Raw genomic sequence first — 14,803 nt, forward strand, 5'->3', positions numbered from 1 at the left:
GACGAGACCTCGATCTAGAGCCCCTCCTCGTCGCGGAGTCCATCGTGGGCCGAACCGTCAGCCACAGGAGACACGCAATGACCACCCCCGCACACAGTGCTGATCCGTCACGCCGCAGGACACTCGCCGAGAAGGTCTGGGACGACCACTTGGTCGTCAAAGGCGACAACGGCGAGCCCGATCTGATCTACATCGACCTGCACCTCGTGCACGAGGTGACGAGCCCCCAGGCCTTCGATGGGCTTCGCACCGAAGGACGACCGCTGCGCCGGCTCGACCTCACGATCGCGACCGAGGACCACAACACGCCGACCTGGGAGATCGACAAGCCGATCGCCGACCTCACCAGCCGCACGCAGATCGAGACCCTGCGACGCAACGCGGCGGAGTTCGGTGTGCGTCTGCATTCGCTCGGTGACGCGGAGCAGGGCATCGTGCACGTCGTCGGGCCGCAGCTCGGTCTGACCATGCCGGGGATCACGGTGGTCTGCGGAGATTCGCACACCTCGACCCACGGGGCGTTCGGTGCGATGGCGTTCGGCATCGGCACGAGCGAGGTCGAGCACGTCATGGCCACGCAGACGCTTCCGCTCAAGCCGTTCAAGACGATGGCGATCAACGTCGACGGGACGCTGCGTCCCGGGGTCACGGCGAAGGACATCATCCTTGCGGTGATCGCGAAGATCGGCACGGGCGGCGGACAGGGCTACGTGCTCGAGTACCGCGGCAGCGCGATCCGCGCCCTTTCGATGGAGGGGCGCATGACGATCTGCAACATGTCGATCGAGGCCGGTGCGCGCGCAGGCATGGTCGCCCCCGACGAGACGACCTTCGCGTACCTCGAGGGGCGCCCGCACGCGCCGAAGGGCCAGGATTGGGAGGACGCTGTCGCCTACTGGCGCACGCTGCCGACCGACGAGGGCGCGACGTTCGACGCCGAGGTGTTCATCGACGCCGACGAGCTCGAACCATTCGTGACCTGGGGGACCAATCCCGGTCAGGGAAGCTCGCTGTCCGCCTCCGTGCCGGACCCGGCGCAGATCGTCGATCCCAACGAACGTGCCGCAGCGGAGCGTGCGCTGGAGTACATGGACCTGACACCCGGCACGCCGCTCAAGGAAGTGCCGGTGGATGCGGTCTTCATGGGCTCGTGCACGAACAGCCGTATCGAGGACCTGCGCGCCTTCGCCTCGGTCATCGAAGGCAAGAAGAAGGCCGACGGCGTCCGCGTCATGGTGGTCCCCGGATCCGCGCGGGTGCGCCTGGAGGCCGAGGCTGAGGGCTTGGACAAGGTCATCAAGGACTTCGGAGCGGAGTGGCGCTTCGCCGGCTGCTCGATGTGCTTGGGCATGAACCCCGACCAGCTCGCGCCGGGGGAGCGCTGCGCCTCCACATCCAACCGCAACTTCGAGGGCCGTCAGGGCAAGGGAGGGCGCACACATCTCGTGTCGCCGCTCGTCGCCGCCGCCACCGCGATCCGTGGCACGCTGTCCAGCCCGAGCGATCTGACCGAAGGGTTCTGAATCATGGAGAAGTTCACCACTCACACCGGCATCGCGGCGCCGTTGAAGCGCTCGAACGTGGACACCGACCAGATCATCCCCGCCGTCTTCCTCAAGCGGGTCACCAAGACCGGCTTCGAGGATGCGCTGTTCCACGGATGGCGCCAGGACCCGGAGTTCGTCCTCAACCAGCCGGCGTTCCAGGGGGCGTCCGTGCTTCTCGCCGGACCCGACTTCGGCACCGGCTCCAGCCGTGAGCACGCGGTCTGGGCCCTGCGCGACTTCGGCTTCAAGGTCGTGCTCAGCCCTCGTTTCGCCGACATCTTCCGCGGTAATTCCGGCAAGCAGGGCCTCCTCGCGGCGACCATCTCCGAAGAGGATCTCGAGCGTTTCTGGGCCGAGATCGACCGGAATCCCGGGGTGTCGATGACCGTCGACCTCGAGGCGCGGACTGCGTCCATCGGCGACGTCCAGGCCGACATCGGGATCGACGATTACACTAGATGGCGGCTCCTCGAAGGGCTCGATGACATCGGGCTCACGCTGCGCAACGAAGACAAGATCGCGCAGTTCGAGGCCCGTCGCGAGTCGTGGCGGCCACGGACCCTTCCCGTTCAGTAGACGGTGGGGGCGGGGGAGCCAGGGGCAACCCGCCCCCGAAATCCGTAAATGAAGTGAGGCTCCGAATGACGACACCTGTGCGCGACGCTCTTCCGGACGGAGTCCCTGCACTCACCGGAGACGTCCTCGCCATTCGAGGCGGACGTCCGCTCCGCGGCCGTGTCGACGTCAAGGGCGCGAAGAACCTGGCCACGAAGGCCATGGTCGCGTCCCTCCTCGGCGAGACGGTCAGCACGCTGCGCGACGTCCCCGCCATCAGCGATGTCGCCGTCGTGCGTTCGCTGCTCGAGGTGCACGGCGTCAGGGTCTCCGAGGGCGACGAGCCCGGCTCGCTCGTGTTCGACCCCAGCGACGTGGAGTCCGCACACTTCGAGGAGATCGACGCGCACGCGGGGGCCTCCCGTATCCCGATCCTGTTCTGCGGCCCGTTGCTGCACCGTCTCGGACAGGCGTTCATCCCCGACCTCGGCGGGTGCCGCATCGGCGACCGCCCCATCGACTTCCACCTGGACGCACTGCGCAAGTTCGGCGCGATCGTCGAGAAGCTCCCCAGCGGCATCCGCCTCTCGACCGGGGGGACGCGTCTGCACGGCGCCAACATCCATCTCCCGTACCCGAGCGTCGGCGCGACCGAGCAGGTTCTGCTCACGGCCGTCCGCGCCGAGGGAGTCACGGAGCTGCGCAACGCAGCCATCGAGCCCGAGATCATGGACCTGATCGCCGTGCTGCAGAAGATGGGCGCGATCATCTCCTACGAGCCGAACCGCGTCATCGTGATCGAGGGCGTCGAGAAGCTCCGCGGCTACGACCACCGGTCGATCTTCGACCGCAACGAGGCGGCATCCTGGGCCTCTGCCGCGCTGGCCACCGACGGCGAGATCTTCGTCGGCGGCGCCAAGCAGCAGGAGATGCTGACGTTCCTCAACGTCTTCCGCAAGGCGGGCGGCTGGTTCGACATCCAGGAAGACGGCATCCTGTTCCGTCGCGACGGCGAGATCAAGCCCGTCGTGATCGAGACCGATGTTCACCCCGGCTTCATGACCGACTGGCAGCAGCCGCTGGTCGTCGCGCTCACCCAGGCACACGGTCGCTCCGTCGTGCACGAGACCGTGTACGAGAACCGGATGGGCTTCACCGATGCGCTGGTCAAGATGGGCGCCGACATCGTCGTCCACCCCCGGGGTCTCCAGGACGGCCCGCGTCGAGTCCCGCGTCGCGACCTCGAGCAGGCCGCCGTCGTCACCGGCCCCACGCCGCTGCACGGCGCTGACATCGTGGTCCCGGACCTTCGCGGCGGCTACAGCCACGTCATCGCGGCGCTGACCGCCACCGGCGAGTCGAAGGTGTCCGGCGTCGACATCCTCAGCCGCGGCTACGAGAAGTTCCTCGCCAAGCTCGACGCGCTCGGCGCCTACTTCGACGTCATCCGGTGACCGAAGTGGCGTCCCGATCATCGGAGACGAAGCGCCCGAGCATCTTCTGGCCGCTCGCGGCGCTGGTGATCCCTCCGGTCTCCCTGATCGCGAAGATCCGCGTCCGCGGGGCGGAGAAGCTGCCGCGTGAGGGCTCGTTCGTGCTGGCCCCGAACCACTACTCGGAGTTCGATCCGCTCATCGTCGCCGTCGCCGTCTGGCGTGCCGGTCGTGCGCCGCGCTTCATGGCCAAGGAAAGCCTCTTCAGGGTGCCGGTGCTCGGCTGGTTCCTGCGCCGCACCGGGATGATCCCGGTCGCTCGCACCTCCTCGGCCGCGTCCGCTCGACAGACGATGAAGCAGTCGGAAGAGCTCGTCGAGCACGGTCGGGGTGTGATCGTGTACCCCGAGGGCACGCTCACACGTGATCCCGAGCTGTGGCCGATGCGCGGCAAGTCGGGCGCGGTGCGTCTGGCACTCGCCGACGGCATACCGTTGATCCCGATGGCCCAGTGGGGGACCCAGGCGATCATGGGGCGCTATCAGAAGGGTCTCAGCCTCTGGCCGCTGCGCAAGCCGGTCCGCGTGCTCATCGGAGATCCGGTCGATGTCGCGGATCTGCGTGAACGTGCGGGCGAGCCTGCTGCCCTCAATGAAGCCACCGATCGACTCATGAACGCCATCACCGCTCTGCTCGAGGAGCTTCGAGACGAGAAGGCCCCGGCGGAGCGATGGAACCCCGCGAACCATGGCCAGAAGGAGACCGGGCGCCTTGACTCCTAAGAGAACCGTTCCGAGCGGACCGCGCGTCACGGTGATCGGCGCCGGCAGCTGGGGGACGACCTTCGGCAAGATCCTCGCCGACGGCGGCGCACACGTCACGATGTGGGCCCGGCGTGCAGAACTCGCGCAGGAGATCAACGAGGCCAAGCGCAATTCACGCTACCTCCCGGGCATCAACCTCCCGCGGACGATGGCGGCCACCCACGAACTCGCGACATCGCTCGACGGCGTGGAACAGGTGTACCTGTCGGTGCCGAGCCAGTCGCTCCGCGAGAACCTGAAGGCGCTGCGCCCGTTGCTCGCCGACAGCGACACCAAGGTCATCAGCCTCATGAAGGGCGTCGAACGCGGCACGGGTCTGCGCATGAGCCAGGTGATCCAGCAGGAACTCCGCTGCGATCCCGACCGCATCGCCGTGGCATCGGGGCCGAACCTCGCACTGGAGATCGCGCGTGAGCAGCCCACCGCAGCCGTGATCTCCTCCCGCAGTCAAGAGACGGCCGATGTCGTCGCGCGCGCGGCTCGCAACCAGTATTTCCGCACCTTCGTGAACACCGACGTGATCGGCACGGAGTTCGGCGGCGTCCTCAAGAACCTGATCGCGGTCGCGATCGGCATCGTCGACGGCGTCGGGTACGGGGAGAACACGAAGGCATCGATCATCACGCGCGGACTCGTCGAGATGACGGACTTCGCGGTGGCCAACGGTGCGCATCCGGAGACGCTCCAGGGCCTGGCCGGTCTCGGCGACCTGATCGCCACGTGCCAGTCGCCGCTGAGCAGGAACAACACGGCGGGACGCCTGCTCGGCCAGGGGTACAGCTTCCAGGACGTCGTGAAGCAGATGCAGCAGACCGCGGAAGGTCTCGCCTCCGTCGCTCCGATCCTGCAGCTCGCACGCGAAGCCGAGGTCGACATGCCCATCGTCGAGCAGGTGAAGATGGTGCTCGACGGCAAGATGGATCCGCGGGACATCGCACCCCACCTGACGACGGACGACGACACCCCGCAGGGTGAGAGGACCAACCATGGACAAGCAGACGGTGGTGGTGCTCTTCGGCGGGCGCTCCAGCGAGCATTCGATCAGTTCCGCAACGGCGGGGGGCGTGCTGGGAGCGATTGATCGCGACCGGTATGCCGTGATCCCGGTGGGCATCACCCGCGAGGGTGCATTCGTGCTGGAAGACGACGATCCCGCGAAGTTCCCGCTGGATGCGGCACATCTCCCGGAGGTCGTCGACAACGGCACTCGTGTGCTGTGGCCGGAGCCGGGTGGTGACCGCACACTGCGCGTCGTGCAGGCGGACGGCTCGGTCGAAGGCTTCGGCGAGATCGATGTGGTGCTGCCCATCCTGCATGGACCGCACGGCGAGGACGGCACGATCCAGGGCTACTTCGACACCCTCGAGGTCCCGTATGCGGGCGGCGGCGTGCTCGACTCCGCGCTCTGCATGGACAAGCACTTCATGAAGATCGCCCTCCAGGCCGCGGGCATCGCTGTCGCTCCGTGGGTGACCGTGCGCCGCCGGGAATGGGACGGGGACGCCGCGGACGTGCGCCGCCGTGCCGCCGCGCTCGGCCTGCCGCTGTTCGTGAAGCCGGCGCGCGCCGGTTCGAGCGTGGGCGTGTCGAAGGTCGACACCGCGGACGAGCTCGACGCCGCGCTGGCCGTGGCCTTCGCCGAAGACGACAAGGTGCTGATCGAGACCGGCGTGAGCGGTCGCGAGATCGAAGTCGCCGTCCTCGAGGGCGCCGACGGGGTCCGGGCGTCTCTGCCGGGCGAGATCGTGCTGACGTCCCGCGGCTTCTACGACTTCGAGGGCAAGTACCTCGGCGGCGACGGCGTCGATGTCGTGTGCCCGGCGGAGCTGACCGAAGCCGAGATCGCAGCGATTCAGCAGGCGGGTATCCGCGCGTTCGACGCGGTGGACGGCCGGGGACTCGCCCGGGTCGACATGTTCCTGACCTCGACGGGCGAGTTGGTCGTCAACGAGCTGAACACGATGCCCGGCTTCACGCCGATCTCGATGTTCCCGAAATGCTGGGTCGCCTCGGGGCTGAGCTACGGCGAACTGATCACCGAGCTGGTCGAAGCGGGCCTCCGCCGCTGAACATCGAGTTCCGCGTGGCGATCAGCTCGCGGGGAACTCGACCCGATCGGTGCACTTCGCCGTGGCCGGGGCGAGCCCGGACTGGATGCTCTGCGAGATCGAGTCCACGATCGACTGGAAGTCGATCTGCTCGCCGCGCCGGATGTTCAGCTCGACCGCGGGATCCCGGCCGTAGGTGACGAGGCGCTGACGTTCCTCCTCCTGCTCGAGGACCAGCCAATCGACGCCCCCCAGCGTGGTGCACACGAGGGCGGAGGGAGCCGGCGGCTCGACGCCGCAGCGCAGCGCGACCGCGGTGGGCTCGCCCCACGCGCCGGTGGCCTGGGCATCCGTCCACACGCGGTCGAGACCGGCGACGTTGTCGGGCAGCAGGACCGACACCGAGGCGCATGCGGGATTGTTCGCATCGTCGGCCGGTTCGAGGTGCACGGTCGTCGCGCAACCGGAGAGGACGGCGGAGAGGGTCACCGCGCCTGCGAGGGCAGCGAGGCGACGGGAACGAGGCATGCTTCCAGGCTACCGTTGACAGCATGCCCTCCCGACCCGACGCCGACGATCCACGCCTCGGCGATGTCTCCGAAGGACGCATCCTCCAGGCGATCCTGAGCCGAACGTCTTCCGCCTCGCACGCCCTCATAGGCCCGGGGGACGATGCCGCGGTCGTCGCGACCCCCTCGGGCAGTGTGGTCGCGACGACCGACACCCTGGTGCACGGACCCGACTTCCGCCTTGCCTGGTCGAGCGGGTACGACCTCGGCTGGAAGGCCGCGGCCGTGAATCTGGCGGATGTCGCTGCGATGGGCGCACGTCCGACGGCACTCCTCGTCGCGTTGGCCGTGCCTGCCGATCTCCGACTCTCCTTCGTGGAAAGGCTCGCAGACGGCTTCCGGGACGCCTGTGACGCCCTCGCGCCCGGTTGCGCGGTCGTCGGAGGGGATCTGACGGTGTCGGATGTGCTGACGGTCGCTGTGACGGCGCTCGGAGATCTCGAAGGCAGGGCGCCGGTGACCCGCAGCGGGGCGCGTCCTGGCGACGTCGTCGCGGTGGCGGGAGAACTCGGTCACGCCGCTCACGGACTGGCGGTGCTGTTCGGACGCTTTCGCGACGGAGACGTGCCGGTGGCGGTCGACCCGGCGATGCTCGCCGCAGGGGAGAGCGCGGCGGTGGCCGCGCAATTGCGCCCCTCTCCGCCGATCGGACTCGGTGCGGTCGCAGCAGCGGCCGGCGCCAGCGCGATGATGGATGTGTCGGACGGGCTCGCCCTCGACGCCCGGCGGATGGCTGCGGCCTCCGAGGTCACCATCGCGCTCGACCGCGAGACGCTCGGTGATGACCCCGAGCGTGCGATCGCCGGTGGCGAGGACCATGCGCTGCTCGCGACTTTCCCCGCGGATGCGCTTCCGCCGGGCTTCCGTGCGATCGGACGGGTGCTTCCGCGCGGCGAGGAGGACCTGCTGTGCGACGGTTCGCCGGTCGAGGTCAGCGGGTGGGACCCCTATCGCGACTGGGACTCGGTCTCGGGCTGAGCGTCGGACGTCTTCGGCTCGTCGTCCGCCCGGGGCTCGGCCCACCAGAGGGCGGTGTCGCCGTAGGTCTTCTCCCGGAACAGGTCGAGGCCGGCGGCGGGAAAGTCCGGTGGCGTGGATCGGCGTGCACGTTCGACCACGACGACGGCATCGGGGGACAGGAGCGGCGCGAGCGCGACGAGATCCGCTGTCATCGCGGCATCGTCGAGGTCGTACGGCGGATCGCTGAAGACCAGATCGAAGGGGCCGGTCGCCCGCTGCAGGAACGCGCGGACCGCGCCCTCGTGCACATGGCCCGGCGCCATGCCGCCGGCCTTCGCCACGGCCGCGGCATTGCGACGCACGATCGCGGCAGCCTGCCGTCCGCGCTCCACGAACTCCGCCGACGCCGCGCCCCGGCTCAGCGACTCGAGGCCGAGAGCACCGGATCCTGCATACAGGTCGAGGACCCGGGCTCCGTCGATGGCACTCAGCGACTCGAGTGCGCCGAAGAGCGACTCACGCACACGGTCGCTGGTGGGGCGCGTTCCCGCACCGGGTACTTCGAGTCGAGTGCCCCTGGCTCTGCCCGCTATGATCCTCGTCACCCGTTCACGATACGACAGCAGCGGTGCGGCCGGTGTCGGTCGGGTTCCCTAGACTCGGAGCATGTCGCTCTCGCTCGATTCCTCGCTGGAGGACGCGCTCGGCGCGGCGTCTGCCAAGACGCTCGGTCGTGCGTTCGCCATGCAGAGCGTCGGTGACCTCCTGGCGCACTACCCGCGCCGGTACGCCGACCCGGGTGAGCTCACCCCGATCCGCGATCTGCCGCTCGGGGAGACGGTGACCATCGTGGCAGAGGTGCTCTCCTCGAGCTTCCGGCGCATGCGCAATCGTCCGGGAGCCATGGTCGACGTGGTGATCGGAGACGGCATCGGACGCATGTCGCTCACGTTCTTCGCGAAGAACGTCGGGGCCGCGGAATGGCGCTCCAAGGATCTCGCCGTCGGCCGGCGGGGAGTCTTCTCCGGAAAGGTCGGAGAGTTCAACGGAGTGACGCAGTTCGCGCATCCGGAGTACGAGCTCTTCGACGATGAAGACTCCGCGCGGCGGAGCGCAGACGCGCGTGCGGCTGTTCCCATCCCGATCTATCCGGCCACCTCGACGATCCAGACCTGGCAGATCGCCCGGCTCATCGGACGGGTGCTGGACGACCTCGCCGAGGTGCCCGACCCGCTGACGAAGGACATCCGCGAGAGCGAAGAGCTGCTCACGGCCGGCGAGGCGCTCGAACGCATCCACCGCCCGCGGACGCGCAACGACATCGATCCGGCGGTCCGCACTCTCCGGATGCATGAGGCTCTCACATTGCAGACGGCGCTCCTGCAGCAGCGGGATGCGGTCCGGGCGCTCTCGGCGACGGCCCGTCCGGCCGGTCCCGGCGGACTCCTGGAGCGCTTCGACGCGGCGATGCCCTACACGCTGACGCCCGATCAGGAGACGGTCGGCGCGCAGATCGCGGCCGACCTGATGGGATCCTGGCCGATGAACCGGCTCGTCCAGGGTGAGGTCGGTTCGGGTAAGACCCTCGTCGCGCTGCGGGCGATGCTGCAGGTCGCCGAGAGCGGAGGCCAGGCCGCTCTGATCGCCCCCACTGAAGTTCTGGCTGGCCAACATCTGCGTTCGATCGCGAAGATGCTGGGCCCGGAACTGGCACCGCTGCTGATGCCCACGCTGCTGACCGGGCAGCTTCCTGCTGCCGAGAGACGCAAGGCCGCCCTCCGGGTCGCCTCGGGTCAGGCGCTCATCGTGGTCGGCACGCACGCCTTGCTGGGGGAGAAGACCACCTTCGCCGATCTCGGCCTCGTGGTGGTGGACGAGCAGCACCGCTTCGGCGTCGAACAGCGTGAGGCACTTCGCGCCAAGGGGTCGAGTCCGCACGCACTGGTCCTCACGGCGACGCCGATCCCGCGAACGGTGGCGATGACGGTGTTCGGCGACCTCGACACCTCGGTCATCCGGACGATGCCGGCCGGCCGTGCGGGCATCGAGTCCTTCGTGGCACCGCTGGCCGAGCACCCGGGATGGTTCAACCGGGTCTGGGAGCGCGCGGCAGAGGAGATCGCGCAGGGCCGCCAGGTCTTCGCCGTGTGCGCCGCGATCGATACCGCCAAGAAGACCGCAGAGGCCGGTGAGCAGCCGCCTCTCGCCCCCGATGGGGCCTCCGGCCCCCGGTGGGGGGTGGTGCAGCTCGATGAGGCGCTGGCGACGCATCCGACGCTCGGCGGGATCCGTCGTGCCGTGCTCCACGGCCGGATGCCGTCGGAGGAGAAGGATGCGGTGATGCAGGCGTTCGCGCGCGGTGACATCGATCTGCTCCTGGCGACCACGGTCATCGAGGTCGGCGTCGATGTACCGAATGCATCGACGATGATCGTGCTCGATGCCGACAGGTTCGGTGTGTCCCAGCTGCATCAGCTGCGAGGGCGCGTCGGCCGTGGCGGCGTGCCTGGTCTCTGCTTGCTGGTCACCGAAGCGGAATCCGGCTCCCTCGCGCGGGATCGCGTCGACGCGGTCGCGGCGACGCTCGACGGGTTCGCTCTGGCAGAGGTCGATCTGGAACTGCGCGGCGAGGGCGATGTGCTCGGCGCGGCGCAAGCCGGGGTGCGTTCCTCGCTGAAGCTCCTCCGTGTCGTGAAGGATGCGGGTCTCATCACCCGAGCGCGTGAACTGGCCGAGACGATCCTCGTGGCAGACCCTGCTCTCGACGCGCATCCGGGCCTGCGTGAGGCCATCGCCCGCCGCGTGAGTGACGAGGACCGTGCGGCGCTCGCGAAGAACTGAGGTGCGCGCGAGGTGCCCTAGGCTGGTGGCATGAGCAGCAGGATCGCCGTCGTCCCGGGTTCCTTCGATCCGCCGACCCTGGGTCATCTCGATGTGATCCGTCGGGCCGCGGCCCTGTACGACGAGCTCCACGTGCTCGTGGTGCACAACCCGGGCAAGGAGGCGATGCTCCCGATCGCACAGCGCCTGTCGCTGCTGGAGCGTTCGATCGCCGACGACGGGATGTCGGGGAACATCGTGATCGGGTCATGGACCATGGGTCTGCTGGTCGACTATGCGCGCGATGTCGGCGCCGGTGTGCTCGTGAAGGGCATCCGCTCCCAGATCGACGTCGCGTACGAGTCCCCGATGGCGATCGTCAATCGGCACCTCGCCGGCATCGAGACCGTGTTCCTGCTGCCCGATCCCTCGCATGCGATGGTCTCGAGCTCCCTGGTGCGTCAGGTCGCTTCGCTCGGCGGCGACGTCGCACCGTTCGTTCCGCCGGCGGTTGCCGACTTCCTCGACACGGGCGCCCGCGGAATCTGACCGCCGTTCCTGAGTACGGGCTCGGCGCGACCCTGGGGCGACCCGGGTAGCATGGCGGAGTGCGCTCTCGAATGAACGGTCCCTTCGTGCTCCCCGTCCGCGACATCGTCCGGCGACCGGGGGAGATGCGTGAACACGAGTTCTCCGTGGCTCTCAAAGAGGCATGGGGAGAGGGCATCGTGACGTTCGAAGCCGGCTCCGAGATGGCCCTCGACGTGCGGCTGGAGTCCGTTCACGAGGGGATTCTCGTGTCCGGAACGGCCGATGCAGAATACGTCGGCGTCTGCGGCAGATGCCTGATCGACATCGCCCGGCCCGTCGAAGTCGAGTTCCAGGAGCTTTTCGCGTATCCTGGTGAGGAAGAAACTGACTTCGAGGTTCAAGACGACCACGTGGATCTTGAAACTCTCGTCAGGGATGCGGCCGTATTGTCGCTTCCTTTTCAGCCGGTGTGTCAGCCGGATTGCCCGGGTCTCGACCCGAAAACGGGTGAGCGACTGGCCGTGAACACCGGAACGGAGCAGGTGGCTCCCATCGATCCTCGATGGAGTGCGCTCCAGAACATCACAGACCAAGACGGCGCGGAAGAATCTCGCGCCGCCGAGAAAGAAGAGAGCTAGTCATGGCTGGTAACCCCCCGAAGCGCAAGGTTTCCCGTTCGAACACCCGCTCGCGCCGCGCGCAGTGGAAGGCGGCTCCCGTCGCCCTCGTCAAGACCATCGAGAACGGTCAGGTCGTCTACAGCCGTCCGCACCAGGCGAAGGTCGTCACCGACTCGCAGGGCACCGAGCTCTTCCTGGAGTACAAGGGCCGCAAGGTCGCCGACGTCTGAGTCGCGTACCGTGACGGAGGTCCCCGGGGGGACGAGACCTCTCCCAGATAAGCTCCGCGTCGAGATCGACGCGGAGCTTCTGGGGTTGGCCCTCACCCACCGCTCCTACGCGTATGAGCACGGCGGCATACCGCACAACGAGCGCCTGGAGTTCCTCGGCGACTCGGTGCTCGGGCAAGCGGTGACCGTCATGCTGTTCACCACGCACCCGGACCTCGACGAGGGTGAGCTGGCTAAGCGACGTGCGAGCGTCGTCTCGACCGTCGCGCTTGCAGAGGTGGCGCGGGGGATCGATCTCGGCAGTCACCTGTTGCTCGGACGCGGAGAAGAGCAGACCGGTGGTCGCGATAAGGATTCGATCCTCGCCGACACCATGGAAGCGGTGATCGGGGCCACCTATCTCTCCGCAGGACCGGATGCGGCCACGGAACTCGTCCTGCGTCTCACGAAGCCGCTGCTCGCCGACCCGGAGCGCTACGGCGCGGCGATGGATCCCAAGACGAGTCTGCAGGAACTCGCCGCCCGCGTCGGTGCGACGCCGCCCCAGTACTCGATCGAGGCGAGCGGTCCCGATCATGACCGTCGTTTCACGGCGACCGTCGTCGTCGGTGACGTGACCATGACCGGCACCGGCAGCAGCAAGAAGACCGCGGAGATGGCGGCCGCCCTCAGCGCCTGGCGCACGCTCAGCGCGCGTGCCTGAGCTCCCTGAAGTCGAGGTCGTCCGCGCCGGCCTCGCGCCGGCCGCTGTGGGATCCCTGATCACCTCGGTGAGCGTGTTCGATGAACGCGCGCTCACGCGGCACTCCGCCGGCGCGGAGGACTTCGTCGCCCGTCTCGAGGGGCGACGTTTCGCCGCGGCCTCTCGCCGGGGGAAGTTCCTCTGGCTTCCGCTCGATGATGACGACTCCGCGTTGATCGCGCACCTGGGGATGAGTGGGCAGATGCTCCTGCGCGCACCGGAGGCCACCGCGGAGCGACACGAACGTGTGCGCATCGGCATCGAGCATCCCGAACATGGCGAACTCGCTATCGTGTTCGCAGACCAGCGCACCTTCGGCTCGCTCGCGGTCGACGCCCTGGTGGACGACGGCGGTTCGAGGATTCCGACCCAAGTCGTCCACATCGCCCGCGACCCGCTCGATCGCCGCTTCGATGACGACGCCTTCCGCGCGGCGCTCGCCCGGCGTGGCAGCGCGATCAAGCGGGTCCTCCTCGATCAGGGCGTGGTGAGCGGTATCGGCAACATCTACGCCGACGAGTCCCTCTGGGCGGCGCGCATCCACCCCGAGACCCCCGCGGCCCGCCTGTCGACGCCGTCGGTGCGCAGACTGCTGGCCGAAGTGCGCAGCGTGCTGGAGAAGGCGCTTGCCGAGGGCGGGACGAGTTTCGACGCCCAGTACGTCAACGTCAACGGGCAGGCGGGTTACTTCGCTCACTCCCTCAACGCCTACGGGCGACAGGGAGAACCCTGCGCACGATGCGGCACGAGTATCCGTCGTGTGTCGTTCATGAACCGCTCGTCGCACTTCTGCCCGTCCTGCCAGCGTCGGCGCTGACCTCTTCGCGTCACGCGGTCCGGAACGCCTTTCGCAGGAGCGGACGCGTCGCCCAGGTGCTGGCCCACACGAGGGCGATGCCGACACCGACCACAGCGCTGATCGTCAGCACCGACACGGGCGCCGTGATCACCGCGATCCCCACGAGCGGGAACACCAGGAGTGCCGCGATCAGAGCCGAGCCGAGCGCCGTGACGAGCAGGGGAGACATGATCGCGCGACGGCGGGCACGATCCACCGTCTCCACCGGCATGCCCAAGTGATGGAGGCTGCGATGCAGCTCCCGCTGGTCGAGCACGTCCGATGCCTGATTGACTCCGACGGAGGCGGCGACCATGAGGAATGAGCCGATCAACGTGATGATGAGACCCGTGCGGATATCACGGGCGAGGGCGAAGTCGGCGGCGGATGCATCCGCGCTCGTCATCACATTCATCAGCGCGACGCCGGTGCCTGCGAACACGGCCATGAAGCTCGCCATCGCGATGCCGCCGACCTGACGCCAGGCCGCTTTCGGCGAGTCGAGAACGATGCGTGCCGCGAGCAACCGCTCGGGCTGTTCGGCACGACGCAGCTGGCGGGACGCCGAGACCTTGAGAACCCAGGGGCCGATCACGTTGAGGACGGCCAGGGCGGCGCCGAACAGTCCGGCGAGGACGACGACGGTGATGACGAAGCCGCCGATTGACGGGAACACCGTGATCAATACGAAGGCGATCGCGATGGCACCGGCAGCGAGAAGAGCGCGGATCCAGTGCACGCTCGACACGGTCGTGCGGGTGCGGACACCGAGTGGTGAGATCACGACGCGACGGAGGCCGATGACCGCACTCGCGGACGCGAGCACGAGCACACCGGCGAAGACGAGGGCGATCAGTGGCGGTGGAAGGATGACCGCGCCGAATCCGAGCGGTTCGCCCCGGAAGGGGATGAGCCCGATCAGAGGGCTGATCGCGAGGTGCCCGAGGACACCGGCGAGTGCTCCGGCGGCGGCGACGAGGGCAGACTCGGCGACCGTGACCACGGTGACGCCACCGGGGGTGACCCCCAGCAGGCGAAGTGTCGAGAGTCGTTCGTCACGGCGGCGCGCCGACAGGCGTGCCGCCG

16 protein-coding genes are annotated in these 14,803 nt (G+C 68.3%); 13 read left to right on the forward strand and 3 right to left on the reverse strand.

From position 1 onward, the window contains the following. The first annotated feature begins 77 nt into the window (after nt 1-77). From leuC to L978_RS14180, 6 genes are all read left to right on the forward strand, one after another. Entirely contained in the window at nt 78-1,523 is a 1,446-nt protein-coding gene (leuC, locus tag L978_RS14155) for a 3-isopropylmalate dehydratase large subunit (protein ID WP_047523945.1), read from the forward strand. Between the two features lie 3 nt (nt 1,524-1,526). Continuing rightward, the gene (leuD, locus tag L978_RS14160) at nt 1,527-2,123 is read left to right on the forward strand and encodes a 3-isopropylmalate dehydratase small subunit (RefSeq protein WP_047523946.1); all 597 of its coding nucleotides are present in this window, start codon (nt 1,527-1,529) and stop codon (nt 2,121-2,123) included. A gap of 65 nt (nt 2,124-2,188) precedes the next feature. After that, nucleotides 2,189-3,556, forward strand: coding sequence for a UDP-N-acetylglucosamine 1-carboxyvinyltransferase (murA, locus tag L978_RS14165; protein ID WP_047523947.1), 1,368 nt, complete (start codon nt 2,189-2,191; stop codon nt 3,554-3,556). Further along, the gene (locus tag L978_RS14170) at nt 3,553-4,317 is read left to right on the forward strand and encodes a lysophospholipid acyltransferase family protein (RefSeq protein WP_047523948.1); all 765 of its coding nucleotides are present in this window, start codon (nt 3,553-3,555) and stop codon (nt 4,315-4,317) included. The genes murA and L978_RS14170 overlap by 4 nt, the downstream gene beginning before the upstream one ends. Beyond that, nucleotides 4,283-5,440, forward strand: coding sequence for an NAD(P)H-dependent glycerol-3-phosphate dehydrogenase (locus L978_RS14175; RefSeq protein WP_156118306.1), 1,158 nt, complete (start codon nt 4,283-4,285; stop codon nt 5,438-5,440). The genes L978_RS14170 and L978_RS14175 overlap by 35 nt, the downstream gene beginning before the upstream one ends. Continuing rightward, complete coding sequence (locus tag L978_RS14180; RefSeq protein WP_047523950.1) at nt 5,346-6,428, forward strand: D-alanine--D-alanine ligase family protein; 1,083 nt, start codon at nt 5,346-5,348, stop codon at nt 6,426-6,428. Before L978_RS14175 ends, L978_RS14180 begins: the two co-directional genes overlap by 95 nt. A gap of 21 nt (nt 6,429-6,449) precedes the next feature. Here L978_RS14180 and L978_RS14185 read toward each other — a convergent pair whose 3' ends face one another. Continuing rightward, entirely contained in the window at nt 6,450-6,935 is a 486-nt protein-coding gene (locus L978_RS14185) for a DUF3515 family protein (RefSeq protein WP_047523951.1), read from the reverse strand. A gap of 23 nt (nt 6,936-6,958) precedes the next feature. On the opposite strand from L978_RS14185, the gene thiL reads away from it, so the two are divergent. Continuing rightward, on the forward strand, nt 6,959-7,954 hold the full coding sequence (thiL, locus tag L978_RS14190; protein ID WP_047523952.1) for a thiamine-phosphate kinase: 996 nt from the start codon (nt 6,959-6,961) through the stop codon (nt 7,952-7,954). Here the strand turns inward: thiL and rsmD are convergent. Continuing rightward, nucleotides 7,924-8,541 carry a 16S rRNA (guanine(966)-N(2))-methyltransferase RsmD gene (rsmD, locus tag L978_RS14195; RefSeq protein ID WP_047523953.1) on the reverse strand — a complete coding sequence of 206 codons (618 nt, stop codon included), beginning with the start codon at nt 8,539-8,541 and terminating at the stop codon, nt 7,924-7,926. The genes thiL and rsmD overlap by 31 nt on opposite strands. A 61-nt stretch (nt 8,542-8,602) precedes the next feature. Between rsmD and L978_RS14200 the strand changes: the two genes are divergently transcribed. From L978_RS14200 to mutM, 6 genes are all read left to right on the forward strand, one after another. Further along, on the forward strand, nt 8,603-10,777 hold the full coding sequence (locus tag L978_RS14200) for an ATP-dependent DNA helicase RecG (protein ID WP_047523954.1): 2,175 nt from the start codon (nt 8,603-8,605) through the stop codon (nt 10,775-10,777). Between the two features lie 30 nt (nt 10,778-10,807). Further along, nucleotides 10,808-11,305, forward strand: a complete 498-nt coding sequence (gene coaD / locus L978_RS14205) for a pantetheine-phosphate adenylyltransferase (RefSeq protein WP_047523955.1) — start codon at nt 10,808-10,810, stop codon at nt 11,303-11,305. 71 nt (nt 11,306-11,376) lie between these two features. Further along, the gene (locus L978_RS14210; RefSeq protein WP_047523956.1) at nt 11,377-11,925 is read left to right on the forward strand and encodes a YceD family protein; all 549 of its coding nucleotides are present in this window, start codon (nt 11,377-11,379) and stop codon (nt 11,923-11,925) included. A gap of 2 nt (nt 11,926-11,927) precedes the next feature. Further along, complete coding sequence (rpmF, locus tag L978_RS14215; RefSeq protein WP_017830754.1) at nt 11,928-12,137, forward strand: 50S ribosomal protein L32; 210 nt, start codon at nt 11,928-11,930, stop codon at nt 12,135-12,137. A 10-nt stretch (nt 12,138-12,147) separates the two neighbouring features. Then, entirely contained in the window at nt 12,148-12,840 is a 693-nt protein-coding gene (gene rnc / locus L978_RS14220) for a ribonuclease III (protein WP_047523957.1), read from the forward strand. After that, on the forward strand, nt 12,833-13,696 hold the full coding sequence (gene mutM, locus L978_RS14225; RefSeq protein WP_047523958.1) for a bifunctional DNA-formamidopyrimidine glycosylase/DNA-(apurinic or apyrimidinic site) lyase: 864 nt from the start codon (nt 12,833-12,835) through the stop codon (nt 13,694-13,696). The genes rnc and mutM overlap by 8 nt, the downstream gene beginning before the upstream one ends. A gap of 10 nt (nt 13,697-13,706) precedes the next feature. Here the strand turns inward: mutM and L978_RS14230 are convergent. After that, on the reverse strand, nt 13,707-14,803 hold a 1,097-nt coding region (locus L978_RS14230), incomplete at its 5' end, for an FtsX-like permease family protein (RefSeq protein WP_047523959.1).

This window comes from Microbacterium sp. ZOR0019 (assembly GCF_000800925.1).
GTDB lineage: Bacteria > Actinomycetota > Actinomycetes > Actinomycetales > Microbacteriaceae > Microbacterium > Microbacterium aurugineum.

Excerpts from the sequence above, each read along its gene's own strand:
- L978_RS14175 (WP_156118306.1), top strand. The coding sequence starts at position 4,283 with ATGGCCAGAAGGAGACCGGGCGCCTTGACTCCTAAGAGAACCGTTCCG.
- L978_RS14210 (WP_047523956.1), top strand. The coding sequence starts at position 11,377 with ATGAACGGTCCCTTCGTGCTCCCCGTCCGCGACATCGTCCGGCGACCG.
- coaD (WP_047523955.1), top strand. The coding sequence starts at position 10,808 with ATGAGCAGCAGGATCGCCGTCGTCCCGGGTTCCTTCGATCCGCCGACC.
- leuC (WP_047523945.1), top strand. The coding sequence starts at position 78 with ATGACCACCCCCGCACACAGTGCTGATCCGTCACGCCGCAGGACACTC.
- L978_RS14180 (WP_047523950.1), top strand. The coding sequence starts at position 5,346 with ATGGACAAGCAGACGGTGGTGGTGCTCTTCGGCGGGCGCTCCAGCGAG.
- leuD (WP_047523946.1), top strand. The coding sequence starts at position 1,527 with ATGGAGAAGTTCACCACTCACACCGGCATCGCGGCGCCGTTGAAGCGC.
- rpmF (WP_017830754.1), top strand. The coding sequence starts at position 11,928 with ATGGCTGGTAACCCCCCGAAGCGCAAGGTTTCCCGTTCGAACACCCGC.
- thiL (WP_047523952.1), top strand. The coding sequence starts at position 6,959 with ATGCCCTCCCGACCCGACGCCGACGATCCACGCCTCGGCGATGTCTCC.
- L978_RS14185 (WP_047523951.1), bottom strand. The coding sequence starts at position 6,935 with ATGCCTCGTTCCCGTCGCCTCGCTGCCCTCGCAGGCGCGGTGACCCTC.
- L978_RS14200 (WP_047523954.1), top strand. The coding sequence starts at position 8,603 with ATGTCGCTCTCGCTCGATTCCTCGCTGGAGGACGCGCTCGGCGCGGCG.
- murA (WP_047523947.1), top strand. The coding sequence starts at position 2,189 with ATGACGACACCTGTGCGCGACGCTCTTCCGGACGGAGTCCCTGCACTC.